The sequence below is a fragment of the Rhodoplanes sp. genome (genome assembly GCF_013377085.1).
Lineage (GTDB): Bacteria > Pseudomonadota > Alphaproteobacteria > Rhizobiales > Xanthobacteraceae > Rhodoplanes.
This window is the reverse complement of sequence record NZ_JACAAX010000020.1, coordinates 61,828-77,995: the sequence shown is the minus strand read 5'-3', so window position 1 is coordinate 77,995 and position 16,168 is coordinate 61,828. Positions and strand designations below refer to the sequence as shown.

Annotated in this window: 14 protein-coding genes and 1 tRNA gene; 12 read left to right on the top strand and 3 right to left on the bottom strand. The window is 69.2% G+C overall.

What is annotated here, in order from left to right:
* Positions 1-545: 545 nt before the first annotated feature.
* The gene (locus HXX10_RS15465) at positions 546-860 is read left to right on the top strand and encodes a hypothetical protein (protein WP_296523587.1); all 315 of its coding nucleotides are present in this window, start codon (positions 546-548) and stop codon (positions 858-860) included.
* Between the two features lie 538 nt (positions 861-1,398).
* Here HXX10_RS15465 and HXX10_RS15460 read toward each other — a convergent pair.
* Both HXX10_RS15460 and HXX10_RS15455 read right to left on the bottom strand, forming a co-directional pair.
* Positions 1,399-1,475 (bottom strand) — tRNA-Arg (locus tag HXX10_RS15460).
* A gap of 144 nt (positions 1,476-1,619) precedes the next feature.
* On the bottom strand, positions 1,620-2,996 hold the full coding sequence (locus tag HXX10_RS15455) for a HAMP domain-containing sensor histidine kinase (protein WP_296523661.1): 1,377 nt from the start codon (positions 2,994-2,996) through the stop codon (positions 1,620-1,622).
* A 570-nt stretch (positions 2,997-3,566) separates the two neighbouring features.
* On the opposite strand from HXX10_RS15455, the gene rpmH reads away from it, so the two are divergent.
* The 8 genes from rpmH to argB all read left to right on the top strand — a co-directional run bounded on the left by rpmH (position 3,567) and on the right by argB (position 10,963).
* Positions 3,567-3,701, top strand: a complete 135-nt coding sequence (rpmH, locus tag HXX10_RS15450) for a 50S ribosomal protein L34 (protein ID WP_111360736.1) — start codon at positions 3,567-3,569, stop codon at positions 3,699-3,701.
* Positions 3,702-3,731: 30 nt separating this feature from the next.
* Entirely contained in the window at positions 3,732-4,139 is a 408-nt protein-coding gene (gene rnpA, locus HXX10_RS15445) for a ribonuclease P protein component (protein WP_296523581.1), read from the top strand.
* The gene (gene yidC, locus HXX10_RS15440) at positions 4,136-5,983 is read left to right on the top strand and encodes a membrane protein insertase YidC (protein WP_296523579.1); all 1,848 of its coding nucleotides are present in this window, start codon (positions 4,136-4,138) and stop codon (positions 5,981-5,983) included. Before rnpA ends, yidC begins: the two co-directional genes overlap by 4 nt.
* A 382-nt stretch (positions 5,984-6,365) precedes the next feature.
* Complete coding sequence (gene yihA, locus HXX10_RS15435) at positions 6,366-6,983, top strand: ribosome biogenesis GTP-binding protein YihA/YsxC (RefSeq protein WP_296523658.1); 618 nt, start codon at positions 6,366-6,368, stop codon at positions 6,981-6,983.
* Positions 6,984-7,132: 149 nt separating this feature from the next.
* Positions 7,133-7,504, top strand: coding sequence for a DUF423 domain-containing protein (locus HXX10_RS15430; RefSeq protein ID WP_296523577.1), 372 nt, complete (start codon positions 7,133-7,135; stop codon positions 7,502-7,504).
* Between the two features lie 118 nt (positions 7,505-7,622).
* Positions 7,623-8,624 (top strand): aldo/keto reductase, encoded by a 1,002-nt coding sequence (locus tag HXX10_RS15425; protein WP_296523575.1) that lies wholly within the window; start codon positions 7,623-7,625, stop codon positions 8,622-8,624.
* A 223-nt stretch (positions 8,625-8,847) separates the two neighbouring features.
* Positions 8,848-9,942: a sugar kinase gene (locus HXX10_RS15420; RefSeq protein ID WP_296523573.1), complete on the top strand. Its 1,095-nt coding sequence runs from the start codon at positions 8,848-8,850 to the stop codon at positions 9,940-9,942.
* 136 nt (positions 9,943-10,078) lie between these two features.
* On the top strand, positions 10,079-10,963 hold the full coding sequence (gene argB / locus HXX10_RS15415; RefSeq protein ID WP_296523571.1) for an acetylglutamate kinase: 885 nt from the start codon (positions 10,079-10,081) through the stop codon (positions 10,961-10,963).
* A gap of 63 nt (positions 10,964-11,026) precedes the next feature.
* Here argB and HXX10_RS15410 read toward each other — a convergent pair whose 3' ends face one another.
* Entirely contained in the window at positions 11,027-11,926 is a 900-nt protein-coding gene (locus HXX10_RS15410; protein WP_296523569.1) for a LysR family transcriptional regulator, read from the bottom strand.
* Between the two features lie 158 nt (positions 11,927-12,084).
* Here HXX10_RS15410 and HXX10_RS15405 point away from each other — a divergent pair, with 158 nt between their 5' ends.
* The 3 genes from HXX10_RS15405 to HXX10_RS15395 all read left to right on the top strand — a co-directional run bounded on the left by HXX10_RS15405 (position 12,085) and on the right by HXX10_RS15395 (position 16,099).
* Complete coding sequence (locus HXX10_RS15405) at positions 12,085-13,131, top strand: amidohydrolase family protein (RefSeq protein WP_296523567.1); 1,047 nt, start codon at positions 12,085-12,087, stop codon at positions 13,129-13,131.
* A gap of 50 nt (positions 13,132-13,181) precedes the next feature.
* Positions 13,182-14,147, top strand: coding sequence for a tripartite tricarboxylate transporter substrate binding protein (locus HXX10_RS15400; RefSeq protein WP_296523565.1), 966 nt, complete (start codon positions 13,182-13,184; stop codon positions 14,145-14,147).
* Between the two features lie 356 nt (positions 14,148-14,503).
* Positions 14,504-16,099 carry a B12-binding domain-containing radical SAM protein gene (locus HXX10_RS15395; RefSeq protein WP_296523656.1) on the top strand — a complete coding sequence of 532 codons (1,596 nt, stop codon included), beginning with the start codon at positions 14,504-14,506 and terminating at the stop codon, positions 16,097-16,099.
* Positions 16,100-16,168 lie beyond the last annotated feature (69 nt).

Below are 16,168 nucleotides of genomic sequence, written 5' to 3'. Positions count from 1 at the left end.
GGCAGCCGCGGCCCGCCGCGCTCTCGTTGCGCGGTTGCCTGCGGTCCACGCCCAGGCTTGTTCCGGTGACGAACGCGGACGCGCGAGCGGCGCGCCCACTCGAAAGATCTCGTGGCGTGTCGGTGCCGTCGTCGGCGCCACGCTCCCGGCGAGATCGGTCGTGTCACGAGCGAGCCATGCGCGTGTGGGTGATGATCACGGCGGGGTGATCACGTGAGGTTCAACAAGACGAGCGTACTGATCACGATCAGGAACCGCCGGCCGTGACGCCTCCCGGTCGCGGACGGCGTCGCGCGGCATCTGTCGACAAACAGTCCGGGCTTGATCGACGCTGTCGACTGTCAGGTGGAGGACAGCGTCGCACTGCAGCAATGGCCGCCCATGTCGGTCCCACATCTCCGGCCCGATCGGCGGCCGGGACCTCGGTCATGCGACGATTGGACGAGGCTCGGCCCTGCCTGTGACGCTGTCGTGTCCGCCGAGCTATTGCCGACTGTGAGTGTCTATTGCTAATGAACAGATACAAGCCGGCATCGGGAGGAACAATGACCCAAGAACTGAAGCCGCATTACCTGAGGGAAGTCGCGTATATCTCTCGAGAGTGGATCGACGAGCACGGACTGCATCCCGCCGTGGGTGTCGCCGTGGAGATGGCGGCAGACAACGAAGCATCCGATCGTTCGGCGCAGGACATCCTGGACGGTCCTACGGACGAGGAAAAGCGGATGGTCGAGGTCCTCGTCAGGTCATATGTCGAACATGGAATATTTCCGCCGTCGCCTGACGACACATACGGCTTCGGCGGATGGTGCTTCACGATTCAGGTGGGTGGCGAGAAGCATCATATTCGCCGCTCGTGATGCCGATCGGGAGGTGATCCCGCCCGCCGGGATCGCGACCCGCTGATTGTCGTCGCGGCCTGCGGGTGTCGCTCGCCGAGATCGTCCACGCCGGCCCGTCGCCCCCCTGGGGCCGACGGCGCAGGTGGGCCGGTTCTCGCCGATGCGTCCGCATATGGACGCCGTCCGTCCGGTTGCGGCGAACGTCGATCGACGGAACCCGGCCGGCGATGCGATGGGGGCGGGGCACCCCGCCGAATTGGTCCGTCCTCGGGCGGGCCTCCGAAACCTGCACCTCCAACCGCTGCGCCGAATTGCAGGCCGAGATGTCGGCCCGGGTGGCAGTGGCACCGATATCCGGAACGTCATCCCGGCGGGCGACGACGCACGGCCTGAAAGCGGTTCGGGTGACCCCGGACGATTCCGCCCCGCCGATCTGGCCGCCTAGGGGCGTCCGCGACGGGCGTCGGAGGACGCGGAAATTGGCGTCCAACCCCGAGGGTGGGTCCGGTGACGAGCCCCGGTCGGGCCGGATGGCTATTGATCTTGAAAAAGAAACTGGCGCGCCCGGAACGATTCGAACGTCCGACCCCCAGATTCGTAGTCTGGTGCTCTATCCAGCTGAGCTACGGGCGCATACCAACCCGGCCCGAGGGCATCCGGAGGGACGCGGGGCGCGGTGACGCATTCCCTAACGTCTCGCCGCCGGCTTGGCAAGACTCTGGCGAACAGGGCCGGCCGGCGCTGCGATGACGGCGGATGTCGCGCCCCGCGGCGCCCTCACGCCCGGGCGCGCTGGTCGCGGCGGTCCTGCAGGTCGACGGCACGGTCGGGGATGGCGATCCGGAAGGTCGCCCCCAGCGTCCCGGCGACAAGACTGATCTCGCCGCCGTGCAGGCGCACCAGCTCGGCCGCGATGGCCAGCCCGAGCCCGGTGCCGCCCGAGCGGGTCGAGCCGCGGAACGCCTCGAACAGGTGTTCTCGCGCCCGGCTCGTCAGGCCCGGGCCGGTGTCGGAGACCTCCAGCACCGCCACCGCGCCCTCGCGCCGGCCGCTGATGCGGATCTGGTCGCGGCCCGGCTCGTTGGGGGCGCGGCCTTCCAGCGCCTGGATCGAATTGCGCACCAGATTGACCAGAACGCGCAGCATCTGCTCGTAGTCGGCGTCGAGCGTCAGCCCGCGCTCGATCGCCGTCACCCAGCCGATCGGCCCGTCGAGCGCCACGCCGAGCGATTCGCGCGCCTCCTCGACCAGCGCCTCGGCGGCGACCGGCTTGCGGTCGGGCGGCGGCTCCTGGGCGCGGCCATAGGCCAGCGTCGATTCGCAAAACGCGATGGCGCGCTCCAGCGCCAGCATCAGCTTGGGGGCGAAGCGCTGCACCTGCGGATCGGCGATGCCGCCGAGCCGGTCCGAGATGAGCTGCGCCGAGTTCAACAGATTGCGCAGGTCGTGGTTGATCTTGGACACCGCCAGCCCGAGCGCGGCGAGGCGGGAGCGCTCGGCCAGCATGGAGGCGAGGTCGGTCTGCATGGCGGCGAGCTCGCGCTCGGCGATGCCGAGCTCGTCCATCCGGTTCGAGCGGCGGGCGATGCGGGCCGGGTTCTCCGGATTGGCCCGGAACGCCGTCATGTTGGCGGTGATCCGGTGCAGCGGCCGCACGAACAGCACGTGCAGGGCGAGATAGACCAGCGCCGCCGTGATGGCCGAGATGACCAGCGAGACCAGGAGCACGTTCCGCGAGAACTGCCACATCGCGTGCCGCAGCGGCCCGGCCTCGAGCACGATCTCGACGAACTCGCCGCCCATCGGGGCGGGGCCGACGGCGCGGATCAGGTCGCTGTCGCGGGTCGCGAGCAGGGTCGTGAAGGCCTCGGAGATCGCCGACCAGACCCCGATCTCGCGGACGTCGACCTCCTGGCTCACCGCGGCCGGCAGCTCGGTGGTGGCGAGCAGCCGCCGCTGCTGCCCCATCTTCATGGCGACGGCGCGTGCCCCGATGCTGTCGAGGATCTGCCGGCTCAGGCTGTCCGGCACCATTCCGCTCGGCGCCGCGTCGAGCACCAGGGCGGCCGTATGGGCGGCGGCGAGCCGGTCGTTCAGCCAGCTCAGCCGGAAATTGGCGATCGAGGGGACGTAGATCAGCACCTCGGCGATCATCACGAACAGGATCGTGAGGACGAGCAGGCGCGCCGACAGGCCGAAGCGCGGCAGGCCGAGATGCCGGGCCGGCGCGGCCTCGCGCGACGTCGCAGCCGCGCCGTCGTCGGGAGGCGCGGCCGGGGGGGGCGTGCCTTGCGTCTGCGGAGAAATCTCGGCGTCCATCAGCCCAACCGACACAGCCGGCCGATCGTCCGGCTCACCCGGATCGGCCCGACCGCGCGAACAAAAATGTCTCCGCGGGCTCTATCCCTGCGTCCCTGCCCGCATGGGTGCCCACCACGACTGCACCGAGAATACGGCCGCCGCATGACTTTAGACCAGGGAGACTACGCCATAATCCAGCTCAACCATGACGGGTGCCGGCGTGGCGGCTCTTGCCCGCGGCGGCATCGTCGCGCGGCCGTCGGCCCCGGAAGGCCTCGCATTGACGGGGCAGAGCCCCTCCCGTATAAGCCGCCCTGAATTTTCGGCCGCGCCGATCCCCGAACAGCGTTGATCTGCGGAACGTTGCCGACCAGGCGCCGGCGCCCGACCATCCGGCCGACACGAGAAGCGGAGTAGAAGACCGTGAAGCGGACCTATCAGCCGAGCAAACTGGTGCGCAAGCGCCGCCACGGCTTTCGTGCCCGGATGGCGACTGTCGGTGGACGCAAGGTTCTCAACGCCCGGCGGGCGCGCGGCCGCAAGCGGCTCAGCGCGTGATCGCGCCGATGCCGACCGGGCGTCACCTCGATGCAACGGTTACGGCAACGGTCCGATTTCCTCGCCGCCGCCAAGGGTGCCAAGGCGCCCACGCCGGCCTTCGTCCTGCAGGCGCGAGCGCGGAGTGACCACGACCCGCCGCGGGTCGGCTTCACGGTCACAAAGAAAGTCGGCACCGCGGTGGAACGCAACCGCGTCCGCCGCCGTCTCCGCGAGGTCGTGCGGCTTTCCGCCGCGGGGCGTCTGCGGAACGGCAATGACTACGTGATGATCGGCCGGCGCGCCGCCCTGGACCGGCCGTTCGACCGCTGCGTCGCGGACTTCATCGGCGCGATAAAGCGGGTTCACCGGCCCCCGCGCGAGCCCGACCAGCCTGCGCGCGACGGCGCGCCCAGCCAGCAACCCGATCCGCGGCCGACCGCCCGAGCTGTCTCATGAACGAACAGAAAAACGTCATCCTGGCCATCGTCCTGTCGGCGGTCGTGCTGATCGTCTGGCAGTACTTCTTCGGCATGCCGCAGTTGGAGAAGCAGCGCCAGACCCAGCAGCAGACCCAGTCCCAGCAGGCCCAACCGGCTCCGGGCCAGCCCGCCGCCCAGCAGGCGGGCGGCACGCCACAGCCCGGAGGCGCACCGACGCCGGGCGGCAGTGCCCCGCCGGTTCCCGGCCAGGCCGTCTCGACCACCGAGCAGTCGCGCGAGACCGCGCTGGCCGCCGGTCCGCGCCTGCAGGTCGAGACCCCGAACATCCACGGCTCGATCGCTCTCAAGGGCTCCCGCATCGACGACGTCGCGCTGGTGCGCTTCCGCGAGACGGTCGACCCGAAGTCGCCCGCCATCGTGCTGCTGTCGCCGTCCGGCACGCCGAACCCGTTCTACGCCGAGTTCGGCTGGGTGCCGGCCGCCGGCGCCCCGGTCAAGCTGCCCGGCCCCGACACGGTGTGGCGCCAGGAGGGCTCGGGGGCGCTGTCGCCGGACCGGCCGGCGACGCTGGTGTGGGACAATGGCGAGGGCCTCGAGTTCCGCCGCACCATCACGGTCGACGACAAGTTCCTGTTCACCGTCAAGGACGACGTCGTCAACAAGAGTGCCGCCGCCGTCACGCTCTATCCGTACGGGCTGGTGTCGCGCCACGGCACCCCGCAGACGCTCGGCTACTACATCCTGCACGAAGGCCTGATCGGCGTGCTCGGCGACCAGGGCCTGCAGGAGATCACCTACAAGGCGATGGAGGACAAGAAGCTCATCCCCTTCAAGGTGACCAATGCCTGGTTCGGCATCACCGACAAATACTGGGCCGCGACTCTGCTGCCCGATCCGGCCGCCAGCCTGCAGGCCAAGTTCTCGACCGGCCTCATCGGCAATCTGCGCACCTTCCAGACCGACTATCTGCTCGACGCGCAGACGATTGCGCCCGGCCAGACCGGCACGGCGACGGGGCGCCTGTTCGCCGGCGCCAAGGAGGTCGGAACCGTCGACAGCTACGACAAGGCGCTGAAGCTCAACCGCTTCGAGCTGCTGATCGACTGGGGCTGGTTCTACTTCATCACCAAGCCGATGTTCTGGACCATCGATTTCCTGTTCCAGTGGCTGCACAATTTCGGCCTCGCCATCCTGGCCGTGACGGTGCTGATCAAGTTCATCTTCTTCCCGCTCGCCAACAAGTCCTACGCCTCGATGGCCAAGATGAAGGCCGTGCAGCCGCAGATGGCGGCGCTGCGCGAGCGCTATCCGGACGACAAGGTGAAGCAGCAGCAGGAGCTGATGGAGCTCTACAAGCGGGAGAAGATCAATCCGATCGCCGGCTGCTGGCCCGTGGTGATCCAGATCCCGGTGTTCTTCTCGCTCTACAAGGTGCTGTTCGTCACCATCGAGATGCGGCACGCGCCGTTCTTCGGCTGGATCCACGATCTCTCGGCGCCCGATCCGACCACGGTGTTCAACCTGTTCGGCCTCATTCCGTTCGACCCGATGGCGCTGCCGATGATCGGCTCGTTCCTCCATCTCGGCGCCTGGCCGCTCATCATGGGCGTGACCATGTGGTTCCAGATGAAGCTGAACCCGGCGCCGCCCGACCCGACCCAGAAGATGATCTTCGACTGGATGCCGGTGATCTTCACCTTCATGCTGGCCAGCTTCTCGGCCGGCCTGGTGATCTACTGGGCGTGGAACAACTTCCTGTCGGTCGTCCAGCAGAGCATCATCATGAAGCGCAACGGCGCCAAGATCGAGCTCTTCGACAACCTCAAGGGATGGATCCCGAAGCGGAAGCCGCAGGAGTAGCGGGCGAGACCCACTCCGCTGTAGTTTCCGGCGTCTCGGCCGGGCTCGTCCCGGCCATCCACGTCTCGAGTCGGTGCGTCGTTGCACCGCCATCATCCTCATGGTGAGGAGCGGCCGCAGGCCGCGTCTCGAACCATGAGGCCACGAGGTCCGGTCCGGGGCCGCCCCCGCCCTTCGAGGCGCCGCCACCCAAGTCGGCCGTTGCCGACTTGGGCACTCGATCGTACCGATCTCGGGCAAGCCCGAGATCGGTGGCGGCTCCTCGGGACGAGGGCGGATCAGGAGCTGCTCGCCCGGGCATCGGGTTCGGAGTTGGGTCACCGCCATCATGTCCGACGCACCGATCTCTCCCGTTGCGCCCGCGCCCTTCACGCCCGCCGAGATGTCCACCGGCCGCAAGCTGTTCGCTGTGGACTGGCAGTTCATGGCGGCGGCCGACACCATGACGGCACTGCCGAAGATGTTCGGCGTCGAGATCGCCTTCGCGGGCCGCTCGAATGTCGGCAAGTCGAGCCTGGTCAACGCCCTCACGGGGCGCGACGGGCTGGCCCGCACCTCCAACACGCCCGGCCGCACCCAGGAGCTGATCTTCTTCGCGACCGGCGACCGCCTGCGCCTCGTCGACATGCCGGGCTACGGTTACGCCGAGGCCCCCAAATCCAAGGTCGCGGCCTGGACCGAGCTGATCCGCGCCTATCTGCGCGGCCGCGCCAATCTCGGCCGGGTCTACGTGCTGATCGACGCCCGCCACGGCCTCAAGGACACCGACGGCCCGGTGCTCGACCTCCTCGACGAGGCCGCCGTGAGCTACCAGGTGGTGCTCACCAAGGCCGACCAGCCGAAGCCGGGCGAGCTCGCCGACGTCCTCGCCGCGACCGAGGCGGTGCTGAAGAAGCACACGGCCGCTTATCCGGGCATTCTCGCGACCTCGGCGCGCACCGGAGCCGGCATCGGCGAGCTGCGTGCCGCCGTCGCCCGGCTGATGTCCGAGAAGCGGTGACGTCGCCTCCACGCCGCCGCCGTCACGCGCGGGCTTGACCCGCGCGTCCATCGACAGAAGATGCTTTTTTGCCGGATGGATCGCCGGGTCGTTGCCCGGCGATGACGCTGCGGGTGGTGCAGCTCGCTCTCGTGCAAGGATGCGACCGGATGACCCTCTCGTTCTTCGTGCTGATCGCCGGCCTGATGGGCGCCGCCGGAGTCGCGCTCGCGGCGGCCGCCGCCCATGCCGCGCCCGGCGTCGGCCTCGAGAGCGCCGCGCAGATCCTGATGGTGCACGCGGTCGCGCTGTTCGCCGGCGCTGCCGCCGTCGCGGCCGGCCTCGCCTGGCGGCCGCTCGCGCTCGCGGGGCTCATCGGGTTCGTGCTCGGCGCGCTGTTCTTCTCGGGCGACATCGCGTTGCGCGCCTTCGTCGGCAACCGCCTGTTCCCGATGGCGGCGCCGACCGGCGGCAGCATCCTGATTCTGAGCTGGCTCGCTCTCGCCGTCGCGGCGGCCGTCAGGCTCGTGCGGGGTGCCTGACAGCGTCGGACGCCCCAGGAACTCGCGTGGCCCTTGCCGCGGGCCGGCACCGGACATAAATGGACCCAGCGGTTCGTTCCTCCCGATCCACCTGCGACCCGAACCGGCAGGATCCCACATGTCAGACACGACCTATCCGGCGCGCCGCCTCGGCGGCCTCGCCGTCTCGTCCATGGGCCTCGGCTGCATGGGCATGACGTTCGCCTATGGCGAGCGCGACGACGCCTCCTCGATCGCCACCATCCACCGGGCGCACGAGCTCGGCATCACGTTGCTCGACACCGCCGAGCTCTACGGCCCCTTCACCAACGAGGAGCTGGTCGGCCGGGCCGTCGCGGGCCGCCGCGGCGACTACGTGATCGCGACGAAATTCGGCTTCAAGTTCAATTCCGACAATCCGCTCGACATGCGCTCGCGCGGGGTCGACGGCAGCCCGGCCAATGTGCGCCGGGTCGCCGACGCCTCGCTGAAGCGGCTCGGCATCGACGTCATCGACCTGTTCTACCAGCACCGGCGCGACCCCGCCGTGCCGATCGAGGAGACGGTCGGGGCGATGGCCGAACTGGTGAAGGCCGGCAAGGTGCGCCATCTCGGCCTCTCCGAGGTCGGGCCGCAGACCATCCGCCGGGCCCATGCCGTGCATCCGATCGCCGCCGTGCAGAGCGAGTACTCGCTGTGGGAGCGCGGCGTCGAAAAAGCCGTGCTGCCGACGTTGCGGGAACTCGGCATCGGCTTCGTCGCCTACAGCCCGCTCGGCCGCGGCTTTCTCACCGGCGCCGTTACCGGCAGGGGCGCGCTGGCGACGACCGACTCCCGCAACAACGACCCGCGTTTCGGCGCCGAGAACGCGGCCCGCAACGCGGCCGCCGTGGCGCCCGTCGAGGAGGTGGCGAAGAAGCACGGCGCGACGCCCGCCCAGGTGGCGCTCGCCTGGGTTCTGTCGCGCGGCGCCGATGTCGTGCCGATCCCCGGCACCAAGCGGGTGAGCTACCTCGAGCAGAACGCCGCCGCGCGCAGCCTGACGCTCGATGCCGCCGACCTCGCGGCGCTGGAGCCGATCGCGGCGGGTGCCGTGGGCATGCGCTACGCCCCCGGCGCCATGGCGATGATCGAGCAGTAGGGCGCCCACGCCGCCGCGCCTCCCGGCGCCCTGGGGACGCCGGGACTTGCCGCGCCCCGGCACCGCGGCTGTGCTTTCGGCGTGGAGCCGCTACGCCTTTCGGGCGGGCGCCGCGGCTGGACGCCGAACAAGTAACCATGTAGTTACTTGTTCGGTTCCGGGTGCCGAGTGGGCCGGCGGCAACCCGCGTGGTCCCGCAGTCCGGCCGTGCTGCTGCATCCCGATGACCGACATCCTCACCATCCGTCCGGCGACCGACACGCGGTGGGATTGCGTCGCCTTCGGCGAGGTGATGCTGCGCCTCGACCCCGGCTTCGGCCGGGTGCGCGACACCCGCCGGGTCCGGGTCTGGGAGGGGGGCGGCGAGTACAATGTCGCCCGTGCGGTGCGAAAGTGCTTCGGCCTGCGCGCCGCCGTCGTGACGGCGCTGCCCGACAACGAGCTCGGCCGGCTGGCCGAGGATCTCGTCTGGCAGAGCGGTGTCGACACCTCCCATGTGGTCTGGCGCCCCTGCGACGGCATCGGCCAGAACACCCGCGTGGGCCTGAACTTCACCGAGAAGGGATTTGGCGGCCGTGCCGCGCTCGGTTGCGTCGATCGCGGCCACTCGGCCGCCTCGCAGATCCGGCCCGGCGAGATCGACTGGGATCGGCTGTTCGGCCAGGAGGGAGTGCGCTGGTTCCACACCGGCGGCATCTTCGCCGGCCTCGCGTCCAACACGGCCGAGGCCGTGATCGAGGCCGTCGCGGCGGCCCGCCGGCACGGCACCATCGTGTCCTACGACCTCAATTTTCGCGCGTCCCTTTGGAAGGATCGCGGCGGGCCGGACGCGGCCCGCGCCGTCAACCGCACCGTGGCGCCCTTCGTCGACGTCATGATCGGCAACCAGGAGGATTTTCTGGCCCGCCTGGGCCTCGACGTGACGGTGCCGCATCCCGGCGCGACCCAGTTCGATCCGGACAATGCGACGACCATCCTGGCGGCCGCCGTCGCGGCCTTCCCCAACTTCAAGGTGGCGGCGACGACCCAGCGTGACGCGCGGACGGCGGGCTTCAACGACTGGGGCGCGCTCCTCTGGGCCGGCGGGCAGGTCTACCGGGGCGCCCCGCGAAAAAATCTCGAGATCTACGACCGGATGGGCGGCGGCGACGCCTTTGCGTCCGGGCTCGCCTCTGCGTTCCTGGCCGGCAAGGATCCACAGGCGGCCGTCAACCGCGGGGTCGTCCACGGCGCCCTGGCGATGACCTCGCCGGGCGACAGCTCGACGGCGAGCGCCGCCGAGGTCGACGCCGCCGTGGCGGCGTGGGAGGGCGCGTGACGCGCCCGCCGGGCGCTCGCCGCCATGTCGGGCGGTCGTTGCCGCCCCCCGACGCCCACTCGGCCCTTTCCCGCGGCGGCGCGGCCCGGTAAAACGCGCCCGTACCGGCCCCGCCGTTCGCTTCCGAGGACCTCCCATGACCGTGTCGCCGCACGACATCGCCCGCGTGCTGATCGAGGCGCTGCCCCACATGCAGCGCTACGACGAGGAGATCGTCGTGGTGAAATACGGCGGCCACGCCATGGGCGAGGAGGCGGCGGCCAAGAGCTTCGCCCGCGACATCGTGCTGCTGGAGCAGACCGCCATCAATCCCGTGGTGGTGCACGGCGGCGGCCCGCAGATCGGCGGCATGCTCAAGCGGCTCGGCATCAAGTCGGAGTTCGCGGCCGGCCTGCGCATCACCGACGCGGCGACCATCGAGATCGTCGAGATGGTGCTGGCCGGCTCGATCAACAAGCAGATCGTCGGCTTCATCAACGAGGCCGGCGGCAAGGCGGTCGGCCTGTGCGGCAAGGACGGCAACATGGTGACGGCCCGCAAGGTCAGCCGCACCGTGGTCGATCCCGGCTCGGCGATCGAGCAGATCGTCGATCTCGGCTTCGTCGGCGAGCCCGAGACGGTCGACACCGCCGTGCTAGACCAGATCCTCGGCAAGAAGCTGATCCCGGTGCTGGCGCCGATCGCCACCGCGGCCGAGGGCGGCACCTACAACGTCAACGCCGACACCTTCGCGGGCGCGGTCGCCGGCGCCCTCAAGGCCAAGCGCCTGCTGCTCCTCACCGACGTGCCGGGCGTGCTCGACAAGTCGAAGTCGCTGATCAAGGAGCTGTCGATCGACGATGCCCGCCGGCTGATCGCCGACGGCACCATCTCGGGCGGCATGATCCCCAAGGTCGAGACCTGCATCTACGCGCTCGAGGCGGGCGTCGAGGGTGTCGTCATCATGGACGGCAAGGTCGAGCACGCCGTGCTGCTCGAGCTCCTGACCGATCTCGGCGCCGGCACGCTGATCCATCGCTGAGCCCGGGCGGCCTGCCCAAGAACCCTGCGGGGGCGCATCGGCCGCGGGTTCGCCCGGGGCCGCTCAGCCCTGGAGCTGGCGCGAAAAATCGCAGACCTTGCGGGCGAGCGCGGCAACGCCCGAGAGAAACGCCGTCGGGCCGTCGCGGCGATACATCGCCACATAGGGGACTGGCGGCAACGCCGGCCGGGTCGGCACGATCACCAGCTTGCCCTCGCGCACCAGCGGGCGGAAGCAGTGGCGCGGCAGATAGCCGACCCCGAGCCCGGCGACGATGAAGCCGATCGCGGCCATCATGCTGTCGGTCGACATGGTGCGCTCCAGCGCGATTCCCTGTGACTTGAACCATCTCGCATACAAGACCCCGGAGCCGGCGCGGTTGCCCTGGGTGACGATCGGATAGCGGGTCAGCTCCTGCATGGCGATCACGCCGCGCCGCTTCACCAGGCCGGGGCGGCTCATCCAGGCGTTCTCGACATCGGCCAGCGGCACCGTCACGACGTCGGGATCCGGAGCGAGCTGCGGAGCGACGACGAGGTCGCGCTCTCCCTCCAGCAGGCGCTCGTGCAGATTGCGGGTGAGGTCGACGTCCGGCTCGACCGTGACGGCCGGATGGGTCTTGCGCAGGACCGCCACCAGGCGCGGCAGCCAGGTCAGGGCCGACAGGTCGGTGACGCCGATCCGCAGTCGCCGCGCCGGCGTCTCGGCTCCGCTTCGCAGGTCGAGGATGCGGCTCTGCAGCGCCATCATCTCGCGGCCGAGCGCCAGCACCTGCTCGCCGCTTTCGGTCAGTCGTGCGCCGCGATGCGTGCGGTCGAACAGCGGCAACCCGGTCGTCGTCTCCAGCTCCTGGATGCGCTTCGACACGGCGGACTGTGTCGTGCTCAGCCGGGCGGCGGCCCGCTCGAATGTGCCGAGGCGGGCGATCCAGTGCAGAGCCTCGATCTGCTTGAGCGTGACCATGGCTTATGTCCGTCGACACAGTCCTAGAAGCGATTGGAATGCATCATAATTTATCGCTTTTTGTGCATGCGGCGTCAATGCTACGACGACTCTCGCCGCGGCGCCGGCCGGGTTTCCGAGGCGGCGCGGCCGGGGAGACTCAGCGGGGCGAGCCGGACATGATCATCGACTGCCACGGCCACTACACCACCGAGCCGGACGCGCTCCACGAGTTCCGGCGCCGGCAGATCACTGCGCATGCCGAGGGCGCCGCACCGCCCGATCCGGAGACGCTGGCGATTGGCGACGACGCGCTGCGGGCGAGCGTCGAGGGCGCGCAGCTCGCCGCCCAGAGGGAACGTGGCACCTCGCTGACGCTGTTCTCGCCAAGGGCCGCCGGCATGGCCCACCATGTCGGCGACGGCGCCGTCAGCCTCGCCTGGTCGCGGGTCTGCAACGACCTGATCCATCGCATCTGCAACCTGTTCCCGACGAACTTCATCGGCGTCTGCCAGCTTCCGCAGTCGCCCGGAGTCGATCCGAAGGCGTGCGTCGAGGAGCTGGTGCGTTGCGTCGACGGCCTCGGCTTCGTCGGCTGCAACCTGAACCCCGATCCGAGCGGCGGCTTCTGGACCACGCCGCCGCTGACCGACCGCTGGTGGTATCCGCTCTACGAGGCGATGGTCGCGCTCGACGTGCCCGGGATGGTTCATGTCAGCGCGTCGTGTAACGCGTGCTTCCACACCACCGGGGCGCACTACATCAACGGCGACACCACCGCCTTCATGCAGCTCCTCACCGGCGACCTGTTCAAGGATTTCCCGACCCTCAAGCTGATCATTCCGCACGGCGGCGGCGCCGTTCCGTACCACTGGGGTCGCTACCGCGGGCTCGCCCAGGACATGGGGCGGCCGCCGCTCGAGGAGCTGCTGCTGAACAACGTGTTCTTCGACACCTGCGTCTACCACCGCCCCGGCATCGAGCTTCTCACCAAGGTGGTGCCCGTCGACAACATCCTGTTCGCCTCGGAGATGATCGGCGCCGTGCGCGGCATCGATCCGCGGACCGGCCATCACTACGACGACACGAAACGATACATCGACGGCGTGAAGACGCTGAGCGACGCCGACCGGGGAAAAATCTTCGAAGGGAATGCCCGCCGCGTCTACGGCCGTCTGAACGGGCGTCTGCGCGTGCTCGGGATCGGCGGTGCGCCGCCGGCCTGAGCGTGGGAGCCTCCGCACGGCGCCTGCCGACACGATCACAGGAGGAGACCATGCTTCGACTGAATCGACGCGCCGTCGTCATCGGCGCTGCCCTCGCTCCGTTCGCGGCGCGTGCCCAGACCCTGCCGGGCACGGTGCGGATCATCGTGCCTTATCCGCCGGGCGGCTCGGTCGACGCGATCGCCCGGCTGATCCAGCCGGGCTTGCAGCAGCGTCTCGGCACCACCGTCATCATCGAGAACCGGACCGGCGCCTCGGGCAGCATCGGCACCGACATGGTCGCCAAGGCGCGGCCCGACGGCAGCACCTGGCTGTTCAGCTTCGACAATCTCGTCCTGAACCCCTTCGTCCTCGGCAAGCTTCCGTTCGACACCGAGAAGGATCTGCAGCCCGTCTATCTGCTCGGCAAGGCGCCCTACGTCGTCTGCACGCAGGCGAGCAAGCCCTATCGGTCGCTCGCCGACGTCATCGCCGCGGCCAAGGAGCGGCCTGGCAAGTTCAGCTACGGGACGCCCGGAGCCGGAAGCCTCGGCCATCTCGCGATGACGCTGCTCGGCAAGGAAGCCGGCGTGCAGTTCGTCCATGTGCCCTACCGCGGTGCGGCGCCGGCCCTGAACGACGCGCTCGCGGGCCATGTCGAGCTGTTCGTCGGCAGCATCGCGATCGCTCTGCCACAGATCGAGTCGAAGACCGTCCGGGCGCTCGCGCAGCTCGGCGAGAAGCGCGCCGCGGCATTGCCGGACGTGCCAACCGCGAAGGAGAGCGGATTTCCGAAGATCGCTGCGGATGCGTGGTGGGGCTTCTTCGCACCGGCCGGAACGGTGGACGCGATGACCGAGCGCTTCCGCGCCGCCGTCGACGCGGCCGTGCAGGACCCCGGCCTCGCCAGGCAGATCACCGAGGGCCAGCAGGTGACCCTGGTCGGCGGCGGCCCGGACGAGCTCCGCCGCTTCGTGCACGACCAGATGGGCATCTGGGGACCGGTCGCGCGCGAGAACGGCATCACGTCGGAATGATCCGTCGTGGCACCCCGGCGCTGCCGCGGCTGACGGGCGGGGGTCGCCCGTCCGGGCGAGCCCGGAGCGGACGAGAGGCGCACGCCTTGCCGAGGTCGGCACCGAAGCCTCCGAGCCGATGTGCCCCCCGCCGAACCACGCCGTGACGCCGGAGGCGTCGTCACCGCGGCGTCACGCCGCGGACGTTCTTTCGACACGCATTGAACCGCTCGACGGTGGCGACACACCAACATGGGCTAGGTCGCGCGCGGGCGCTTGAGTGCGCGGAGCGATCCGTGCAAGGTGCCGCAACATTTCCGGATGTTGCTGCCAGCCGCGGAGACCCCGACGTGACTGCATGCTCGCCACGCATTCTGATGATCTATCCCGAGTTCATCCCGAACTCGTTCTGGAACTACAAGGAAGCCTGTGAGCTGGTGGGCGCCAAGTATCCGGCCGCCCCGCTCGGGCTGATCACGGTCGCCGCCATGCTGCCGCCGAGCTGGGACGTGCGGCTGATCAACCGCAACACCGAGACCCTCGCCGACGACGACCTCGCCTGGGCCGACCTGATCATGATCGGCGGGATGCTCAACCAGCAGCCCGATTTCATCCATCTGATCGACGTCGCCCACCAGCACGGCAAGCCGGTCTGCGTCGGCGGCCCGGACGTGTCGTCGAGCCCGCATCTCTATGCCGCCGCGGACTTCCAGGTGATCGGCGAGGCCGAGACCGTGATCGCCGATTTCATCGCCGCCTGGGAGCGTGGCGAGCGCAAGGGCGTGTTCACGGCCGAGAAATTCCAGGCCGACATCACCAAGACGCCGCTGCCGCGCTGGGATCTGCTCAAGTTCGAGCACTATCTCTATATCGGCGTGCAATACGCCCGCGGCTGCCCGTTCACCTGCGAGTTCTGCGACATCATCGAGCTCTACGGCCGGGTGCCGCGCACCAAGACCAACGACCAGATCCTGGCCGAGCTGCAGGCGTTGTACGACCGTGGCTATCGCGGCCATGTCGATTTCGTCGACGACAACTTCATCGGCAACAAGAAGAACATCCGCATCCTGATGCCGCGCCTGAAGGCTTGGCTGGTGGAGCACGACTACCCGTTCGAGTTCTCGACCGAGGCCTCGATCAATCTCGCCGACGACGACGAGATGCTGCAGGCCATGAAGGACGCCAACTTCTTCGCCGTCTTCATCGGCATCGAGAGCCCGGATCCCGAGACGCTCAGGCAGATGCGCAAGAAGCAGAACACCAGGCGCAACATCGCCGAATGCGTGCACAAGGTCTACAGCTACGGCCTGTTCGTGACGGCCGGCTTCATCGTCGGCTTCGACACCGAGAAGGTGTCGATCGCCGACGCGATGACCGACTTCATCGAGGAATGCGCGATCCCGATCTGCATGGTCGGCCTCCTCTATGCGCTGCCCGGCACCCAGCTCACCCGGCGGCTCGAAAAGGAGGGCCGGCTGCATCCCGGGCACGACATCATGCTGGTCGACCAGGCCGGCGACCAGTGCACGCTCGGCTGCAACTTCGACACGCTGCGGCCGCTGCGCGACATCCTGGTCGACTACCGCACCGTGCTGACGCGGGTGTTCGATCCGGTCGCCTATGCGGGCCGGCTCAGCCGGATGGCCGCCATGATGGACCGCTCCGACCGGCGCCGCGATCTGCCCGAGGGCGACGTCCGCAAGCGGCTGGGCGGCATCGACACGGTCTATCAGATCATGCGGGCGCTGCCCGAGGTGCGCGAGCCGTTCTGGCGGGTGTTCGTCTCGGTCGCCAAGTCGAATCCGGCGGCGCTGCGCTACATCGTTCTGCTGATGGCGGCCTATCTGCATCTCGGGCCGTTCTCGCGCCATGCCATCGGCGAGATCGACCGCCGCATCGCCGAGCTGGATGCCGCCGCCGGCCCGGCCCTGCTGCGGGGCGAGCCGACCGAGCGGCACGCCGTCGTCCAGTAGGGCGAGTCGCAAGTCTCCTTGCGGCCGCGGCGGGATCGATTCATCCCTTTCGGGACACGCGAATCGCGC